At 41.3% G+C, this 18,650-nt stretch carries 15 protein-coding genes; 1 reads left to right on the forward strand and 14 read right to left on the reverse strand.

The genetic code is table 11. The features are described 5' to 3' along the window. Positions 1-306: 306 nt before the first annotated feature. From QM351_RS09735 to QM351_RS09755, 5 genes are all read right to left on the reverse strand, one after another. Positions 307-1,233: an ATP-binding cassette domain-containing protein gene (locus QM351_RS09735; protein ID WP_003010296.1), complete on the reverse strand. Its 927-nt coding sequence runs from the start codon at positions 1,231-1,233 to the stop codon at positions 307-309. Between the two features lie 10 nt (positions 1,234-1,243). After that, complete coding sequence (locus tag QM351_RS09740; protein ID WP_003010293.1) at positions 1,244-2,311, reverse strand: ABC transporter ATP-binding protein; 1,068 nt, start codon at positions 2,309-2,311, stop codon at positions 1,244-1,246. Positions 2,312-2,322: 11 nt separating this feature from the next. Beyond that, positions 2,323-3,249 carry an oligopeptide ABC transporter permease OppC gene (gene oppC, locus QM351_RS09745; protein WP_414327265.1) on the reverse strand — a complete coding sequence of 309 codons (927 nt, stop codon included), beginning with the start codon at positions 3,247-3,249 and terminating at the stop codon, positions 2,323-2,325. Further along, positions 3,249-4,748 carry an ABC transporter permease gene (locus QM351_RS09750; protein WP_155169260.1) on the reverse strand — a complete coding sequence of 500 codons (1,500 nt, stop codon included), beginning with the start codon at positions 4,746-4,748 and terminating at the stop codon, positions 3,249-3,251. Before QM351_RS09750 ends, oppC begins: the two co-directional genes overlap by 1 nt. A 73-nt stretch (positions 4,749-4,821) precedes the next feature. Then, complete coding sequence (locus QM351_RS09755; RefSeq protein WP_155169262.1) at positions 4,822-6,813, reverse strand: peptide ABC transporter substrate-binding protein; 1,992 nt, start codon at positions 6,811-6,813, stop codon at positions 4,822-4,824. A gap of 205 nt (positions 6,814-7,018) precedes the next feature. On the opposite strand from QM351_RS09755, the gene QM351_RS09760 reads away from it, so the two are divergent. Further along, positions 7,019-8,260 carry a serine hydrolase gene (locus QM351_RS09760; RefSeq protein WP_414327266.1) on the forward strand — a complete coding sequence of 414 codons (1,242 nt, stop codon included), beginning with the start codon at positions 7,019-7,021 and terminating at the stop codon, positions 8,258-8,260. Positions 8,261-8,318: 58 nt separating this feature from the next. On the opposite strand, the gene sufB is transcribed toward QM351_RS09760, so the two are convergent. The 9 genes from sufB to QM351_RS09805 all read right to left on the reverse strand — a co-directional run bounded on the left by sufB (position 8,319) and on the right by QM351_RS09805 (position 18,534). Beyond that, positions 8,319-9,731 (reverse strand): Fe-S cluster assembly protein SufB, encoded by a 1,413-nt coding sequence (sufB, locus tag QM351_RS09765; protein WP_118397432.1) that lies wholly within the window; start codon positions 9,729-9,731, stop codon positions 8,319-8,321. Between the two features lie 32 nt (positions 9,732-9,763). Further along, positions 9,764-10,198: a Fe-S cluster assembly sulfur transfer protein SufU gene (sufU, locus tag QM351_RS09770; protein ID WP_414327267.1), complete on the reverse strand. Its 435-nt coding sequence runs from the start codon at positions 10,196-10,198 to the stop codon at positions 9,764-9,766. Continuing rightward, on the reverse strand, positions 10,185-11,411 hold the full coding sequence (locus tag QM351_RS09775) for a cysteine desulfurase (RefSeq protein ID WP_024056228.1): 1,227 nt from the start codon (positions 11,409-11,411) through the stop codon (positions 10,185-10,187). Before QM351_RS09775 ends, sufU begins: the two co-directional genes overlap by 14 nt. A 9-nt stretch (positions 11,412-11,420) precedes the next feature. Further along, positions 11,421-12,683 carry a Fe-S cluster assembly protein SufD gene (sufD, locus tag QM351_RS09780; protein ID WP_277839336.1) on the reverse strand — a complete coding sequence of 421 codons (1,263 nt, stop codon included), beginning with the start codon at positions 12,681-12,683 and terminating at the stop codon, positions 11,421-11,423. 66 nt (positions 12,684-12,749) lie between these two features. Continuing rightward, on the reverse strand, positions 12,750-13,520 hold the full coding sequence (gene sufC / locus QM351_RS09785; protein WP_003004238.1) for a Fe-S cluster assembly ATPase SufC: 771 nt from the start codon (positions 13,518-13,520) through the stop codon (positions 12,750-12,752). Positions 13,521-13,654: 134 nt separating this feature from the next. Further along, the gene (locus QM351_RS09790) at positions 13,655-14,812 is read right to left on the reverse strand and encodes a glycosyltransferase family 4 protein (protein WP_125826532.1); all 1,158 of its coding nucleotides are present in this window, start codon (positions 14,810-14,812) and stop codon (positions 13,655-13,657) included. Then, a complete protein-coding gene (mecA, locus tag QM351_RS09795) occupies positions 14,809-15,546 on the reverse strand; it encodes an adaptor protein MecA (RefSeq protein ID WP_003004768.1) in 738 nt (245 codons plus the stop codon). Before mecA ends, QM351_RS09790 begins: the two co-directional genes overlap by 4 nt. Positions 15,547-15,681: 135 nt before the next feature. Next, positions 15,682-16,518: an undecaprenyl-diphosphate phosphatase gene (locus QM351_RS09800; protein ID WP_003010265.1), complete on the reverse strand. Its 837-nt coding sequence runs from the start codon at positions 16,516-16,518 to the stop codon at positions 15,682-15,684. 108 nt (positions 16,519-16,626) lie between these two features. After that, entirely contained in the window at positions 16,627-18,534 is a 1,908-nt protein-coding gene (locus QM351_RS09805; RefSeq protein ID WP_414327268.1) for a DUF2207 family protein, read from the reverse strand. Positions 18,535-18,650 lie beyond the last annotated feature (116 nt).

The raw sequence follows: 18,650 nt of genomic DNA on the forward strand, positions 1-18,650 counted from the left end.
ATGTATTAGGCACGCCGCCAGCGTTCATCCTGAGCCAGGATCAAACTCTCATTAAAATAATTGTTTGTCTTAAACTCATTCTGTCACTGACAGATTTATTGTTTTTTTATTGTTCAGTTACTATAACCTTAGTTATAGCGCCCTGCACATTGGTTCGTCTTGTTCAGTTTTCAAAGGTCTTTGTCGCTCTCGCGCGACAACTATATTAGTATATCATGACCTCTCCTTACTGTCAACACTTTTTTCCAAAAAATTTTATTTTTTTGAAAGTTTTTTTAAATAAAGAAAATAGAGAGGGAATCCTCTCTATTTATATTCTTGTCTGTATTTGTTTTCTTCAGCTTTGTTAGCCCATACATAATGACCTGGTTTAATTTCAACCATTTGTGGTTTATCTTCAGAGTAATCATGTTGTTCTGGATCGTAGATTTTTAGAACTTTTTTACGTTCTAGAATTGGATCTGGAATTGGGACCGCTGAAAGTAGGGATTGTGTGTACGGATGGATTGGGTGGTTAAATAGCTCTTCAGTTTCTGCCACTTCTACAATAACCCCTTTATAGATAACTGCAATACGGTCAGAAATGAAGCGCACAACTGACAAGTCATGGGCGATAAAGAGGTAGGTCAAGCCTAATTCTCTTTGGAATTTTTTCAACAGGTTCAAGACCTGCGCACGTACTGAAACGTCAAGGGCTGAGATTGGTTCATCCGCAATGACAAATTCTGGTTCCATGACAAGTGCACGTGCAATACCGATCCGTTGACGTTGACCACCTGAGAATTCGTGAGGATAACGTGTCAAATGTTCTGCAAGAAGCCCGACTTCATGCATAATATTTTTTACTTTTTCCTGACGTTCTTCTTCGCTGTTAAACAAATGGTGATTGATCAAACCTTCAGAGATAATATAATCAACTGTTGCACGTTCATTCAAACTCGCTGCTGGGTCTTGGAAGATCATTTGAATTTTACGGATCAACTCTGATTTTTCACTATGAGAGTTTTTTCCGTTGATCTTGCGACCGTCATAAATAATTTCTCCAGCACTTGTATCATTCAGACCGATGATCGCACGTCCAATTGTTGTCTTCCCACTTCCTGATTCACCAACAAGAGAGAACGTTTCTCCCTTATTAATGAAGAAGTTGGCGTTCTTTACAGCAACGAATTTTTTACTTCCTTCACCGAAGGAAATTTCTAAATCTTTAATTTCAACTAATTTTTCAGTCATTTCCTTCCTCCTATTCTGTAATGTGAGTGAAGCCCATTTTTGAGCCAATCTTTTCGTGAAGGTTTTCGATTACTTCTGGTTTATGAACTGTTGGTGCATCTGGATGGAGCAACCATGTCTTAGCCCAGTGAGTATCGGTCACTTTGAAAGCGGGTGCCTCTTCTTCAAAATCAATCTGCATCGCATAATCTGAACGAAGTGCGAAGGCATCTCCTTTGATTGGAGCATACAATGATGGCGGAGTCCCTGGAATAGAGTAAAGATCACCATCTGAGGTTGACAATTGAGGCAAGCTTGAAAGCAAGCTCCATGTGTATGGATGTTTTGGATCGTAGAAAATTTCTTCTACTTTACCAAACTCAACAATTTCTCCAGCATACATAACGGCTACTTTATCTGCAATACTTGCAACCACACCTAAGTCGTGGGTGATAAAGATAACTGTAAATTGGTATTCTTTTTGAAGGGATTTCAACAAATCAATGATTTGCGCTTGAATGGTTACGTCAAGGGCTGTTGTTGGTTCGTCACAGATTAAAATATCTGGACGGCAGGCCAAGGCGATGGCAATAACGATCCGTTGACGCATCCCACCTGAATATTGGAATGGATACTCATCAAAACGACGTTCAGCATCTGGAATTCCAACTTTCTCCATATAGTCCAAAGCCATTTCTTTGGCTTCTTTAGCTGTTTTCCCTTGGTGTTTGATAATGACTTCTGTAATTTGTGAACCAATTGTGTTGATTGGGTCCAAACTTGTCATTGGGTCTTGGAAAATTGTAGCGATCTTAGATCCACGAATATTTTCCCAATCTTTATTCGATTTCAAATCTGTCAATTCTTGACCACGGTATTTAATCGAACCTTGGGCAATACGGCCGTTATCTTCTAACATTCCGGTGAACGTTTTTGTCAAAACTGATTTTCCTGAACCCGACTCACCAACTAAGGCAAGAACTTCACCTTCTTCTAGCTCAAGCGATACGCCACGAATAGCTGTCAATACGCGATCGCGCACGTCAAATTCCACTACGATATCTTGAGCAGATAAAATAATATTGTTATTTGATGTCATATCTACTCCTCCTATCTATGTGTACGTGGGTCGCTGGCATCGGCCAAGTTTTGTCCGACGATAAAGAATGACAAGGATACTAAAATCAAAACAGTAAGCGGAATCCAGAATAGGTAGGCATTTGTAGTTACGTTTTGAGAATAGTCAGAAATCAACCGTCCCAAACTTGGAACTGTGATTGGAAGACCAAGTCCGAAGAAGGAAAGGAAGGCTTCATAAGAAATAAAGCTTGGAAGTAACTGTGATGTTTGTGTCACGATAACAGATACCAATTGAGGCAAAATATTTTTCGTAACAATTTTCAAAGTTGGTGTTCCTAATGTTCGGCTGGCAAGGTTGTACTCCAAATCACGGTAACGCATGATTTGGACACGAATGGTATAGGCAATTCCGATCCATCCAGTTAAGGACATGGCAAGAATCAAGTTCCAGAAACCAGATCCCATTGAGTAAGTCAAGACGATAACGATCAACATAAATGGAATGTTTGAAATAACGTTATAAACTTCCATCATGATACGGTCGATGGATTTTGAGATCCCCCAAATTCCACCAACGATAACTCCGACAACCACGTTAATAACAGTGGCGATGAAAGAAATGATAATGGAATTCCGAGCACCAAACCAAACTCCATCAAAGAGGGATTTACCGTTATTATCTGTACCAAAGAAAGCTTTGGCACTTGGTGGATTCAAACGTGCTGAAAAGTCATTTACCTTACTTACGTCGTTGTAATCAAAATTTGAAAACATCGGGTAGACAAAACTCATCAAGAGAATCCCAATCAAAATAGCAAGCATAATGATCGTGGTTCTTTTTTTCAAGAATTGTCTGAATACAGATTTCCAGTATGAATACGCTGGAGCATCGATTACTTCAGAGGCAAAGTCATCGCGTTTTACAAACTGAAATTTATTTTTTTCGATTGTAGCCATTATTTGCCTCCTTTCGTATTCGTTAATTTAATCCGTGGATCAAGCACTGTCATCAAGATATCACCTAACATGGCAGCAAAGATACCAAGTGATGTGAAGATGAAGACAAGTCCGATGACCATGGTGTTGTTTGATGCTTTAATAGAGTCAATCAACATTTTACCCATACCTGGGAAAGCGAAGACTGTTTCAGTCAACGTCGCACCTGAGATAACTCCAATGATAGCCCCTGGAATTCCAGAAACTAGTGGAACCATCGCATTTTTGAAGATGTGTTTTCTTGAGATCTCACGTTCTGACAATCCTTTTGAACGAGCAAAACGGACGAAATCTTGCGAATGGATATCGATCATATAACGACGAATCCAAACGGCGATAAATGGCGCACTCAATAAACCAAGAATCAGAGACGGCAATACATATGAACGCCAGTCCTGTGCTCCAAGTACTGGGAATGAGTCTGGAAGTCCAAAGAATGAACCTGCTAGACGCACGATATAGACAAGGGCAATGGTTGGGAGAGACATCATAAATGTCAAGACCGCAGTAGAGATGCTATCAAACCATGAGTCCTTGAAAAGAGCCATATAAGATCCTAGTGGGATCGCAATCAAGTAGGCAATCGCAATACCAATCAAACCAATGATTGAAGAAGATGCAATCATGGATGGATTCTCATAGTTGCTCAACGTTGCTGTATAGGCATCCCCTTTACCAAATCGACTGATATCTTGTGAATCTGCCTTACTTGGTGATTTGTAGGTACGTGAGTAGATATCGATGGAAGATGTCTTTTTACCTGTTGGGAAGTTCACTTCAGTCTTCTTAGTCGTTCCTTGTCCTTGGGTAATAACTTGAAGAACAGGGGTATTTGAATAAGTTGGATATGAATTTCCAAGGTTTAAGGTTACAAAGTTTTGGTGTACATATGGGAACTGACCATTAAAGTACAAGAGGTATTTGTGTTTCGTACCAGAACCCACTACAGACCATCCAATAGATGGATCATTTTCAATACGGATATAGCGTTTGAGATTTGGATTTGAGGCATCTTTCACCCAACCTGGATGATCAAACTGAATCAAATTCGCATAGAAGCTGATGACACGTTCAAAAACCGGAATTTCACGCACCGCATAGAAAGACTTACTCTCTGGGAAACGTTTCAACTGCCAACCATGACCTAATTTTTCAATATATTTTTTGTAGATCTTTTCATTAGCAGTTGTCGCATCAACCGTTACGGAAGAATCTTCTTTACTTGCTTTTTGTTGCAAGCTCTTTGAATCCATGTATTCCAAATAACCCATGCGATCGTAGACAGTATTTTCGTAGTTGATCTTCGAATCTTTTGTCTTCGCTACTTTATTGTAGTTGGGGTCATTTTTAAAGATGAGATTTCTCGGTGTTAGCGTATAGATAATCATGTAGGTTAATGTCGTGACGAGAAAGATCGACACTAACGAACGCAAAATACGCATAAAAACATATTTTTTCATATTTCATTCCTTTAATGTCCAAAAGAACTTTCTCCCCTAGAAGAGAAAGTTCTAATGAAAAGCAATAATTTAATTATTTAACGTGTTTTTCAAGATCTTGTTGAGCTTTTTTGTTTGACTCAGCTTTTTCTTTTTGCCATTTTTCACGTGCTTGTTCGTATTGTTTCTTAGTAACTGGCTCATCTTGAACTTCAACGTATTTCAAGTATGTTGAACCTTTGTTACCTGTTTGTGATGATGGTTCAGAGAATGGAACTACCTTAGAAACAACTGTTGCAGCACCTGTACTTGACATCGTTGGAATAACAATCGCACTATCTGTCAACCAAGCTTGAGCTGCTGCGTATTTTTCATAACGTTTCACAACATCTTGTGTTTCGTTATTTGCATCGTCAAGAAGTTTAGCGAATTCATCCAAACCGACTGCTTTTGCTGATGGGTTATCTACACCACCTGCAAAACCAAGGTAAACTTTTGTTTGGTCCTCAGAAGCTGGTTGAAGAGTATCAAGGTAAGTTGATGGATCATCATAGTCTGGGTTCCATCCGACCATTCCTTGAAGATCCCAGTCTGCGTCTGCAGCTGATGGCACATTCAAAGTAATATTCAACACTTCGTCTGAGTCCATCATTTGAAGATCAAGAACGACATTGTCTTTACCAAGAGTATCTTCCACAGTTTGTTTCAGAGATTGCATCCGTGAAACAAAGTTTGTAGAATTTTGTGCTACCGGTACATCAATATGAATTGGGAATTGAACACCATCTTTTTGAAGTTCAGCTTTGGCTTTTTCAAGTTGTGCTTTCGCTTTATCTTTGTTGTAAAGACCATCTTGACCATCTTCAAGGTTGATACCCTTCCATTGGTCTCCATAAGTAGTCAACTTATCTGCAACTACATTTCCGAAGTCTTTTCCATCTACTTGGACAAAGGCTGGTGCTGTGTAGGTATTACGGATAGCTGGTTTAGCAAATTCTTTACCATTGACTTGTGCTGAGTAGTTTTCACGGTTCAAGGCAAAAGTGATGGCCTGACGGAAATCTTTGTTCAAGATTGCTTTCTTAGTAGAAGATTTTTCAGCATCTGATTTCTTAGCAGTGTGGTTATAAGATTGGCGATCCAAATTAAATCCGAGTACTGCTACACCTGATCCTGCTGGTGTAGTAAAGATATCGTCTTTATATTTTTTCTCTACAGTTGCAAAGTTTGAACTTGCAGGGAAAAGGCGAGCTTTTGTATAAGCACCATCAGAGAATCCACGTGCCAATGAATCTTGGTCTGATCCATCGTAATAAGTATATTTTACTTCTTTCAGGTGAACGTTTTTCTTATCCCAGTAGTTGTCATTCTTTTCAAATACAACAGATGATTTTGAAGTAATGGATTTCAAAAGGAATGGTCCGTTTGCAAGGATTGACTTCACATCGTTTGGTTGACCAAAATCATCTCCCTTACTCTTCAAGAACTCTGTGCTTATTGGGAACAAAATTCCGTTAGTCGTTTTAGAGTTCCAGAAAGTTTCAGGTTTGTTCAATGTGTATTGAAGTGTGTAATCATCAACCGCTTTGACACCAACTTGGCTGAAGTCTGTGATTTTTCCTTGGACATAATCATCCAAACCTTTGATTGAGCCTTGAACGAGTGGAAGAGTTTCCGATTTTTTATCAGCAGCGTGTTTCAAACCAGTCACGAAGTCTTGAGCAGTCACTTCGCCATGTTCTTCACCATCTGCATCGTACCATTTGACACCTTTACGAATCTTGTAGGTATAAGTCAGACCGTCTTTTGATACAGACCAGTCTTCCGCAAGTGAAGGCACAAGGTTGCCGTATTTATCATTTTCTAACAAACCGTCTACCACATTTGTAGTGATGTCATGGGTAGCAGCTTTAGAAGAAATTGTGTAGTCCAAAGTTGTTGGATCTGAAGTGTAAACATAGCCATAGTTCTTGTCTTCATTTGAACCAGAGCCTGATTTACTTGTGCTTGATCCTGAACATGCAGCTAACAATCCAGCTGCAAGGAGTGTTACTCCGGCAACTGCGAATACTTTACCTTTTTTCATAGGAATTCTCCAATAGTTTTTTTAGATTTGTTTAAGATTATATCACAAGTAGAAAAAAAAGTAAACTAAATTTTCTGAATATTTGCTTCAACCCCATTCAAAAACCTTGCTATGACTGACTTTTTAGCCTAATTGATGATTTTACGATTTTCCATTGATCATTTGTATGATACAATAGAGAGGACTAAGCAACGAGGAAACAACTGTGAAAAAATTCTTTCTTTCTTTTTTAACCTTCATGCTGCTGTTATGCAGTTTACCTTATCAAGTCGTTCTAGCAGATGATCTGGATCTTCCTGCTCAAAGTGCTATTGCTGTTGAAGCTGATACAGGTAAAATCTTATATGAGAAGGATTCGGAGAAAAAGCGAGATGTGGGGGGGCTATCTACACTCTTGACCACTTATCTGATTTTCGAAGCCATTCATGAAAAAAAACTTTCTCTGAAAGATCCTATTAAATTGTCTGAGAAAGCTCTGGCCTTAAATGATATCGAAGGTGCTGGTACTCTTCCTATGGAGGCGAACCAATATACGGTTGATCAGTTATTGACTGCTCTTTTAGTTGGAAATTCTAGCACCGCTGCCTTGGCCTTAGCTGAGAAAGTGGGTGGCTCTGAGAAAAGCTTCGTTGAAAAAATGAAGCAGAAACTTTCTGAATGGGGCATTCAATCTCCTCATTTAATCAATGCTACCGGATTAAATACTCAAACCATCAGTGGAGATCCTGACGGGAAAGAAGACGAAAATCAATTGAGTGCTTATGATATTGCTGTTATTGCCAAGCACTTACTCCAGGATTTTCCTGAAGTGACCAAATATACTTCAAAGCCCACTGCTCTTTTTTCAAACACGCAGATTGAAAACCCCAACCTGATGCTAGAAGGCATGCCGAATTACCGTTCGGGCGTTGACGGCCTTCGGGTCAGCAACTCTACCAAAGGTGGCATCACCTTTGCTGCATCGACGACGCAAAATGGTATCCATATGATCACAGTTGTCCTAGGAGTTGAGGCAGTTGACGGTGATCCATACGCACGCTTTGTGGCTACTTCTTCTCTGATGAACTACGTGGTACGGACCTTTGTTTCTTCCATCGTCGTCAAAAAAGGAGATCCCTACGGAAAAAGTAAGGCAACTATCATGGATGGGAAGTCAGAGACTGTTTTAGCTGTTGCAAAAAAAGACTTCTATATCGTCGAAAAGCAAGGCAGCCAAGCGGAACCAAAAATTAAATTCAAGAGTGACCAAGAATCATTCCGAGCACCTGTCAAATCAGGCACAAGTCTTGGAAAATTACACTACACTGATCCAGATAAAATCGGACGTGGCTACTTAGAAGATCAAGAACCAACAGTCGATATGGTAGCAGGAAGAACCATTGAGAAAAGCTTTTTCTTAAAGGTTTGGTGGAATGAATTCGTCCGTTATGTCAACGAAAAATTATAAGCAAAAAAATCATAATGGAGTCAAATCCATTGTGATTTTATTTTGCTATTAAAACGAATTATCCTACAGATCCTTCCATTTCGTAGCTAATAAGTCGGTTTAACTCAACGGCATATTCCATTGGAAGTTCTTTTGTAAAGGGTTCTACAAATCCCATGACAATCATTTCTGTCGCTTCTGATTCAGACAGACCACGACTCATCAAATAATAAAGTTGCTCTTCTGAGATTTTTGAAACCTTAGCTTCGTGCTCCAAAGCAACTTGTGAGTTGTGGATTTCATTAAATGGAATCGTGTCTGATGAAGATAAATCATCCATGATAATAGTGTCACACTCAATGTGAGAAACTGATTTCTTAGAGTTCTTGTTGAAGGTCACTTGTCCACGGTAGTCTACCTTTCCGCCACCCTTCGCGATGGATTTGGATACGATAGACGAGCTAGTGTGAGGGGCATTGTGGATCATCTTGGCACCTGTATCTTGGTGTTGACCTGCATTCGCAAAGGCAATGGACAACATGGTCCCACGCGCTCCTTCTCCATCCAGATAAACAGATGGGTACTTCATGGTTGTCTTCGCTCCTAAGTTCCCGTCGATCCACTCAACTGTGGCATCTTTTTGAGCTTTGGCCCGCTTGGTGACCAAGTTGTAGACATTGTCCGACCAGTTTTGGATGGTCGTGTAACGCATATAAGCACCATCTAAGGCAAAGATCTCAACAATCGCTGCATGCAGGCTATTGCTTGAGTAGGTCGGCGCTGTACAGCCTTCCACATAGTGAACACTTGCTCCCTCATCCACGATAATCAACGTGCGCTCAAACTGACCTGTATTTTCATTGTTGATACGGAAGTAAGTTTGAAGGGGGACATCTACTTTTACGCCTTTTGGTACATAAATGAAGGTTCCACCAGACCAGACTGCTGAGTTGAGGGCAGCCAATTTGTTATCCGTTGGTGGCACTAACTTCGCAAAATACTGTTTGAACAGGTCTGGATATTCTTTTAGGGCAGAATCCGTATCGGTAAAGATAATCCCCAACTTTTCAAACTCTTCTTTCATATTGTGGTAAACCACTTCTGATTCATACTGAGCAGAAGCCCCCGCTAAGTAAGCACGTTCTGCTTCAGGAATCCCGATACGCTCAAAGGTTTCCTTGATTTTCTCTGGAACTTCGTCCCATGAACGGGCAGGTTTATCCGAAGGTTTTTGATAATAGATCAAATCATCAAAGTCAATCTCTGATAGATCGGCTCCCCAGGTTTGCATGGGCATCTTTTTGAAGGTTTCAAAAGATTTCAAACGGAATTCGAGCATCCATTCGGGTTCATTTTTTGCTGCAGACAATTCACGAATAACCGCTTCATTCAATCCCTTCCCGGTAGAGAGAATGGGTTGAACATCATCGTGAAATCCAAATTTATATTCACCGAGATCAATTGGTTTCGGTTCGACTCTTTCTTCAGCCATAATTTCCTTTCTTTCTCTGTTTCTTCTTTTAACTATTTGCTACGTTCGATCGCTTTTTTAAGAGCATTCCATGAGAGGGTCGCACATTTAATCCGTTGTGGGAATTTTGAGACTCCAGATAAGAAGGCTGCGTCTCCCAATTCCTCTTGGCGAGGATCTGACTGGCCTTGGACCATTTCTGAAAAGACCTGCGCCAATTCTTCGACTTCATCTTTTGTTTTTCCCATTACAGCATCCGTCATCATACTAGCTGAAGCGGTTGAGATCGTACATCCTGAATTAACAAAGGCGATATCTTCCACCCTGTCATTCTCATCAAATTTCACACTTAACTGGATCACATCTCCACAAGTTGGATTGTTGAGTTGGATCTGATCAACATCTTCAATCTGGCCCTGATGGTGAGGGTGTTTTGAATGGTCAGCTACGACCGCCATGTACAGCGAATCTAATTTAGAAAGTGCCATTGAAAAACTCCTTTGCTTTGATCAATGCCTCAATTAATTTATCACAGTCCGCTTTGGTGTTGTAGATATAAAAACTTGCTCTCGTTGTCGCTGGAACTTGTAGGTATTGAAGGAGCGGTTGTGCACAGTGGTGACCTGCACGAACAGCAATCCCTTCATAATCTAATGCTGTTGCTAAGTCATGCGGATGGAGATCTCCTAGATTGAAGGAAATGACGCCAGAACGTTTTGCTAAGTCTTGGGAACCATAAATGGTCAAGCCTTCGATCGCCTGTAATTTTGGAAACACATAGGCAATCAATTCTTGCTCATGCGCTTCTACCTGGTCCATCCCCAGCTCTTCTAAGTAATCGATTGCTGCACCGAGACCAATTGCTCCCGCCATATTAGGTGTTCCAGCTTCAAATTTCCAAGGCAATTCCTTCCAAGAGGCAGATTGTTCGTAAACAAAGTCAATCATCTCGCCCCCAAACTCGATCGGAGACATTTGCTCTAAGATTTCTTCCTTCCCATAGAGGACACCAATCCCTGTTGGTGCAGCCATCTTATGGCCAGAAAAAGCAAAGAAATCCGCATCTAAGTCTTGTACATCAATGGCCATATGAGGGGTTGATTGAGCCCCATCTACGACCATGATCGCTCCAACTTCATGAGCTAATCGAGCAATTTCCTTGATCGGATTGACCACCCCTAAGACATTCGAAGCATGGGTGATGGAGACAAATTTTGTCTTCTCACTAAGCTTGCTCTTTAAGTCCTGCATATCCAGTAAGCCATCTTTTAGATAGACATAGACCAGTTTTGCTCCTGTCTTCTTGCAGGCTTGCTGCCAAGGAATGATATTGGAGTGATGTTCCATGATGGAAATCAGGACTTCATCCCCTTCCTTTAGGACTTCTTCTGCATAGCGGGCTACCCAGTTGAGTCCAGTCGTTGTCCCTCTTGTAAAGAGCACTTCCTTGGTTGATGAAGCGTTGATAAATTTTCTGACTTTCTCACGCGCCGCCTCATAGGCTGCTGTCGCTCGTTCAGCCAAAGTATGGACTCCACGATGGACATTGGCGTTATCTTGCAAATAATAGTGATTAACTGCTTCAAGAACACGTTTAGGTTTTTGCGTCGTCGCTGCATTATCTAGATAAACCAAAGGCTCATCATGGACTAGTTGATCGAGAATGGGAAAATCTTGAGCAATTGTATTTTTATCTAGCATTGTTTCTCCTTAGCGTTGAGATAACTTTTCTTCAATGGTGCCAATCATTTCATCACGTACTTCTTTAACTGGGATTTCAACAATAACAGATCCCAAGAAACCACGCACCACTAAGCGTTCCGCTGTGTGTTGATCCAGACCACGACTCATGAGGTAATACATATCTTCTGGGTCCACTTGACCGATCGATGCAGCATGGCCTGCTGTGACGTCATTTTCATCAATCAAGAGGATTGGGTTGGCATCTGAACGTGCTTGATCCGATAACATCAAGACACGGCTTTCTTGCTGAGCATCTGCTCCTTTAGCCCCCTTGATAATATGACCAATTCCATTGAAGGTCAAGGTTCCTTTTTCAAGAATAACCCCGTGTTGCAAGATATTTCCGATCGAGTTGCAACCAAAGTTGGTCACGCGGGTGTCAATTCCTTGAACCTGACGACCGCTTGATAAAGCAACGACTTTCAAATCTGCATGACTTCCGTTTCCAACCAAGTCACTGTCAAAGTCTGCAACCACGTTACCTTCGTTCATAACACCGATAGCCCAATCAATGCTGGCATCCTGACCTAGTTTCCCACGTCGACTGATGTAGGCTGTGACATTTTCACCCAGACGGTCAATCGCCGCAAATTTCACTTGGGCACCTGAGCGGGCGATCACCTCAACCGTCACATTCGCAGTTGCTGTTGCTGAGCCTTCACCTTTTGATTCTAGGCGTTCCAAATAGCTAAACTTGCTGTTTTTGCCTGCAATAATCAAAATGTGTTTATTAAAAGGTACATCACTATCACTATCCTGGTAGAAAATACCTTCGATGGGTTCTGAAATTTCGACATTTTCTGGAATATAAAGGACAGCCCCACTATTAAAATAAGCCGTGTGGTATGCTGCTAGCTTGTCGTCATCGTATTTGACTGAAGACATGAAGTAGTCTTCTACCACCTTCGGAATTTCTTCTAGGGCAGAATGGAAATCTGTGAAAAGAACTCCTTGGTCTGCCAAGGCTTGTGGCACCTGTTCAAATACAGTTTGGGTTCCAACTTGGACTAATTTTAAATTTGAATCGAGGGCTGTAAAATCGGGAACATTGGCAGAAGCCTCGCTTTCTGTGATCGTCCCATCTCCAAGATTCCAGCGGTGGAATTTGACACGTTCAATGGCTGGCAATTCCAACTGATCGATCTTGTCAAAAGCTTTTTTTCGTAAATCTTGCAGCCAGCTTGGCTCAGCATGCAGTTCCGAAAAGAGGGTAATATTTTCAATACTCATTTTTTTCTCCTAATAAAGATACTATCTGTTTGATTTTATGACAACATTAGATCACTTGTCATCAGGTTATAGTTCTTCTTTATAGTCGTAACCGAGTTCTTCTGCGAGTTGGGCATATCCTTCACGTTCCAAGCGTGCAGCCAATTCTGGTCCACCTGAAAGCACGACACGACCTTCCATCATCACATGAACGACGTCAGGAGTAATATAGTTCAACAAACGTTGGTAGTGGGTGATGATCATCGCTCCAAAACCTTCACCCCGCATTGCATTAACCCCTTTAGATACGACCTTAAGAGCATCGATATCCAAACCAGAGTCAATTTCATCCAAAAGGGCAAATGTTGGTTCCAACATCAACAATTGAAGGATTTCATTGCGTTTTTTCTCACCACCAGAGAAGCCTTCGTTCAAATAGCGTTCTGCCATTTCTTCTTTCATGTTGAGCAGTTCCATCTTTTCATCCAATTTTTTGATGAAATCACGAATAGAGATCTTCTCGTCCTCTTCTTTACCAGCATTCATGGCTGCACGTAAAAATTCTGCATTGGTAATTCCTGGGATTTCTGAAGGGTACTGCATAGCAAGGAACAAGCCCATCCGTGCACGTTCGTCTACTTCCAATTCCAAGATGTTGACACCATCAAAGAGAATCTCCCCTTTGGTTACTTCATAATTTGGGTTTCCCATAATGGCAGCTGACAGAGTAGATTTCCCTGTTCCATTTGGTCCCATGATGGCTGCGATCTCACCAGTTTTTAGGGTCAGGTTTACACCTTTTAAAATTTCTTTGCCTTCAATTTCAACGTGAAGGTCTTTAATTTCTAATGTCGACATTGCATTCCCTTTCTTTTTACTTTGAAGTCTAGAAGGTTCTCAAAGCATCGATTCCTTCATCACAAAGTATTTTTTTACCTTTCAAGTATATCAAAAAAAAGCCTAAATGGCTTTTCTTTTGATTAGAACTATTCTTATTTAGTTTTTTCTTTTCGTTTTTGACGAACTTCCTCCCGATAGGAAGAATTCCCTATATAGCGCAGAACATTTAACAAAGGACTATGATGTGGCCCTAAAACCCCAATCAATTCTGCTAACAACTCTACTCCAAACAAGAGCCCGATCACAAGTAGGACACCCCCAATACGACTCGAGATGTTGAGCAAGAGAGAAATCAAGGAGAAAATCATCGAAATCCCATAGATCACCAATACAGTTCCCCGATGTGTCAAGCCCAGAGAAAGAAGTCGGTGGTGCAAGTGATTGCGATCCGGTTTATAAAATTTTTGACCAGATAGGGTCCGACGGATAATGGCTAAAAAGGTATCTGTAATCGGTACTCCGAGGATAATCATTGGTGTGACTACCGCAACAGCTGTCGCATTTTTCAAACCTTGCAAGGACAAAACAGAAATCATGAATCCGATAAACAAGGCACCGGTGTCTCCCAAATAGAGAATGGCCGGATGGTAGTTAAAGGGAAAGAAACCTGCGATGGACGCAACCAAGACAAAGATCGTCATGGTCAGAAAGAGATTGGGGACTGGTAGAAAGAAATAGGACACAATCCCCATTGTCACTAGGGAAATAATAGAGACCCCACTCACCAAGCCATCTAATCCATCAATCAGATTGACCGCATTGGTAATAGAAACAATCCAAATCACCGTCAAAAGATACGATAGCCATGGTTCAAAATGAAGTAAGGGACCACCGAATGGAATCTTAAAATCATTCAGCCGAAAATCTGTCAAAAACCAGACCAGACTCGCTGCCAGCAGGATGCCGATCATCTTTTTCTTGGCAGACAACTCTTTTACATCATCGATCAAGCCTGTGAGAGCGATAATCCATCCTGCGCCCACGACCGGCAAGGTATAAGATAGGTAACTTTTGATTGGTGCGGTAGTGGATGTCAGCATAGGAATAAAGATGAGAGTCGCAATTGAAAAAGCAATCACAATAGACAGTCCACCCGCGCTTGGCATGGGCTTGGTATTGATCCGACGCGCATTCGGATAATCTACGGCATCAATCTTAAAGGAGAACAAGCGAACCAAGGGCGTCAATACCAAGGCAATCATAAAAGTTCCAATCAGCACCAGAACAAATTGCAAGGAAAAAGACATCATAAGCTAGCAACTTTCTTCAAATTCTCAATCGCACCAGACACCATTAGTAAGTGACCATGTTCCTGCAGAACAGCTCGTGTCACTTCTGAATCATCCGCATACTCCCGAATGATGGCAAGTAACCAGGTTGGATATTGATTTGGTTGATCCTCTGTATCGATCAAGACGGTTAAATAATAATCAGATCCCATTTTGTATAATTCAGAGGTATCCACTGGAAAGCTGACCGTTTTTGAAAAGGCAACTGCTTGCTGGATATTTGAAAAACGCAAAATGTAATAAATATACTGACTTACTGGTGCTTCAGATGTAGGATCTTGTTCTTGATTGTCCCGCAACTCTTCTTGTTCCAAATGGTGAATGGCTTCTGCATCCCCTTTTGTCTTATCAGAGATTGTTTTTTCCAGGGTTTTGATAAATTCATCTGGCGTCATGCGCGACAACTCTTCCATATCAGGAAGATCTGACAAATCCTCAAAATCCAATTGTTGGTCAATTTTTGATTTGGTAACAAAAACATCCAATTTGTCTGGTTTTGGTGTCACACGAAAACTCAGCATCCCGCTATCCAGGAAGCTTTCTGGCATTTCGAGTTCATCCAAAATAGCGTAGAAAAATTCTTCTGTTTTTTCTTGTGGGACAAGGAAATCAGCAATTTCCATTCCACGTTCTTCTAAGTCTTCTAGTTGGATTGTGATCTTAATTGTTGAATCACTAATTTGCTTCATCTTCATAGCATAACCTCATACTTCTAGTCTTACTATTATACTAAAAAATTGGATAGAATTCAAAAAAAGGATGCATCGAAAAGAGGTCGGGACAAAAGTCTCCAACCTCGAAAAATAATTTGATCGAGTTCAACCGATCTCTTAGAAAATAACACGGAAGAGTCCATACAATAGCAAGATGGAACCAAGAACGATCCGGTATTTCCCAAAGACGGTGAAATCATGATTTTTCACATAATCTGTCAAGAAGCGGATGGCGTACATGCTGACCACAAAGGCCACTCCCATCGCTACCAGTAGAATAAAGAGTTGCCCCAGTGCTAGTGAATGCCCGCCAAGAGCGAATTTCCCAACCTTTAAGAGGCTAGCGCCAAACATGGCTGGGATCCCCAAATAAAAGGTAAATTCTGTCACCACTGGGCGGCTAACACCATTGATCAAGCCACCTACAATCGTAGCACCTGAACGGCTTGTTCCTGGAAATAGCGATAAAACTTGGAAGAGTCCGATATAAAGAGCTGTTCGATAAGGTAGCTTATGCAATTCCGTTACTGCTGGCTCAACTTGTTCCCGTCTTTCCAGATAGATAAAGGCAATCCCGTAGGTGATCAACATAATCGCAACGGAAATCGAATTGTGAAAATGCGCCTCAAACCAATCATCTAATTTAAAAACAAAGACAAGCGGGAGCGTTGCAACCGCAACTTTTGCCCATAATTGCCAGGTCCGCCGTACTTCGATTGGAGATTTACCAGGTTTGAAGGGATACAATTTATCGAAATAAATCACCACAACCGCTAGAATCGCACCCAATTGGATCACGACATTGAACATCTCCATAAAGGCTGGATCTTGATTTTTAAACTGCACAAAATCCTGTAACAGAATCAAGTGACCTGTACTTGAGATCGGCAACCATTCTGTAATCCCCTCGACAATCCCAAAAAGAACCGCCTTGATTAATTCGATCAGAAACATCTTTTTCTCCTAAACTTACATTTGCTCTATTATATCATAAATCTATGGACTGGACCAGGCCTTCTAAACTAGAAGGGAAAGAGCGACCAAGACCATTCTTAGTGCTACTTAGAAGGCACCAAAGCCTCCTCCGCCTCCTCCGCCAGAGAAACCTCCTCCACTACCAGAGGAAACTGTGAAATGACTAGCTGTCGATGCTGTCGATCCATAAGTAGACATGGCATGACTTGAGTGGGTCACATCATGATAGAACGGGGTGTAAACGAAGGCGTTTAAGGCTTGATTTTCTAAATGAATATTCCGAAGCTTCATGACCTTTGTGACCTGATCAGCTACACCATACAAGGCCGCATAGACCAATAAGCGATTCCATAGGACCAGAGACTGCAACTCTGCATCGTTGAGGTGGGCAATCTCTTTCAACATCCGACCAAAACTATCCCAGTAATAGCGTTGCTCAGCACCCGCAAGATTGACAACCCCATCTCGTAGGTAGGCTTTAAAGACACCATTGAAGCGCACTGGCATAAACCAAAGTATGAGGATCCCTATCAAACAAGGAACAGAGAACCAACCCATCCCAAAGATAGCAAATAATTCTGCTCCAAGAGCGATAAACCAAGCAGCCCAACCAAAGAAGAGACTTCGTCTAGCTTGCGCTTCTTCTTTTGCCTCTAAAGGGCGATAGTAGCTTGGCAAATGGAGATCTTCCACCTTGCGATGAACATCTCGGGCCACTTGGTTGACAGCCGTATCAAAACGAGCCTGAGCCTTACTTCCTAGTGAACGAATCGCATCTTGATCTGCTTTTTTGGCATGTTTGTATACATCATCACTGAATTCATAATTCTCAAAGAGACGGTTAACAGGACAGGAAACTTGATCCCCAAAAGCCATATTCATAAAGGAGCGTTCAAAATCATCCACATGTCCATGAGACTTTCTGGTCAAAACGACTTCATTTCCTTGTTGCTCGTAGACAATCACTCCACGATCCATCAGATCCAGCAAAGTAGCTTGAAGCATTTTTTCAAATGTGAATACTGGCGGAGTCGCCTTCTCTTTATTGGTTGGGGAAGCCTCGTCTAATTCGGCTGAATAAACAACCGAGCTCATAACAAGAGGTGCAATATCCTGTGGAATCTCATAAAGACGAGTATCAGTCGGATAAGTCACACCAGGCCAAATCATTTTTTTGAACCGTTTGCGACCCAAGAGAGAAAGAAGCCAGAGTGCAATAATGAAGGCTGGCAAGATCCAGTTCCAAAACATGTGTGTCCAGTATTTTTCCTGTTCAATTTTAGCTTGGTTCTTGTGAAATTCATCCAATTTGGTCAATCCTGTATTTCGACCAGAATCATATAAGGTAGTTAGGTCTGACTTCAACCAGTAACCATACAACTCCACAGCCTTTCCTTTACCTAGGTTATAGAAAGTAGCAGAATAGATTCCATCTTCTTTCTTTACAGTCACATCCGGTCCCATAAAGGCTGTATGGATATACAGTTCCGATTGGGCATTAGCTGGTGCAAACTTAGGAATAACACGAAATTGAACCTCGTCCACCTTCTGATCACCATCTGTGATCGGTTTCCAGTTCAACTCCAAGATATCCTTGTGTGAATAGAGGAGATTTTTTAATTTCCATGTAACTTTAATTTTGACAGTATCTGTCGCTACACCACTGTTATAAATTTTCACTCGGTAGCCATCACCTAGATTCGTAATCTCGGGTTCTCTTTGAAGCTCACGACCTTCCACCTCAACCTTTGGCGGTATCTCAATCGCAAAGCCTTGTGGCATGTTCCCTGCCGTTCCTAGGCTAACATACTGCCCTCTATAAGAATCTTTGAAATAATAAACCAGTTCTTCCTCATAGGTGGCGTCGTCCCAGGTGTCCAAGGTCAAGGTTCCACCATAGTAAAGTACATCATAAGATGGGCTAGATGCATGGACGTTCTGACTAACAAAAAGGCAGGCCAGAAAGGCGAAAATAACATACAAATACTTTTTCATTTGATCACGCTCCTTTGTATTATTATAGCATTTTTTAAATAAAAAGAGGACCATGTTTGAAATGCAGCCTATTTTACTGTACAATAGGAGAAGTTAAAATAAGGAAGAGGAGAAAA

Origin of the sequence: Streptococcus parasanguinis, from assembly GCF_047465465.1 — a bacterium.
Lineage (GTDB): Bacteria > Bacillota > Bacilli > Lactobacillales > Streptococcaceae > Streptococcus > Streptococcus parasanguinis_AI.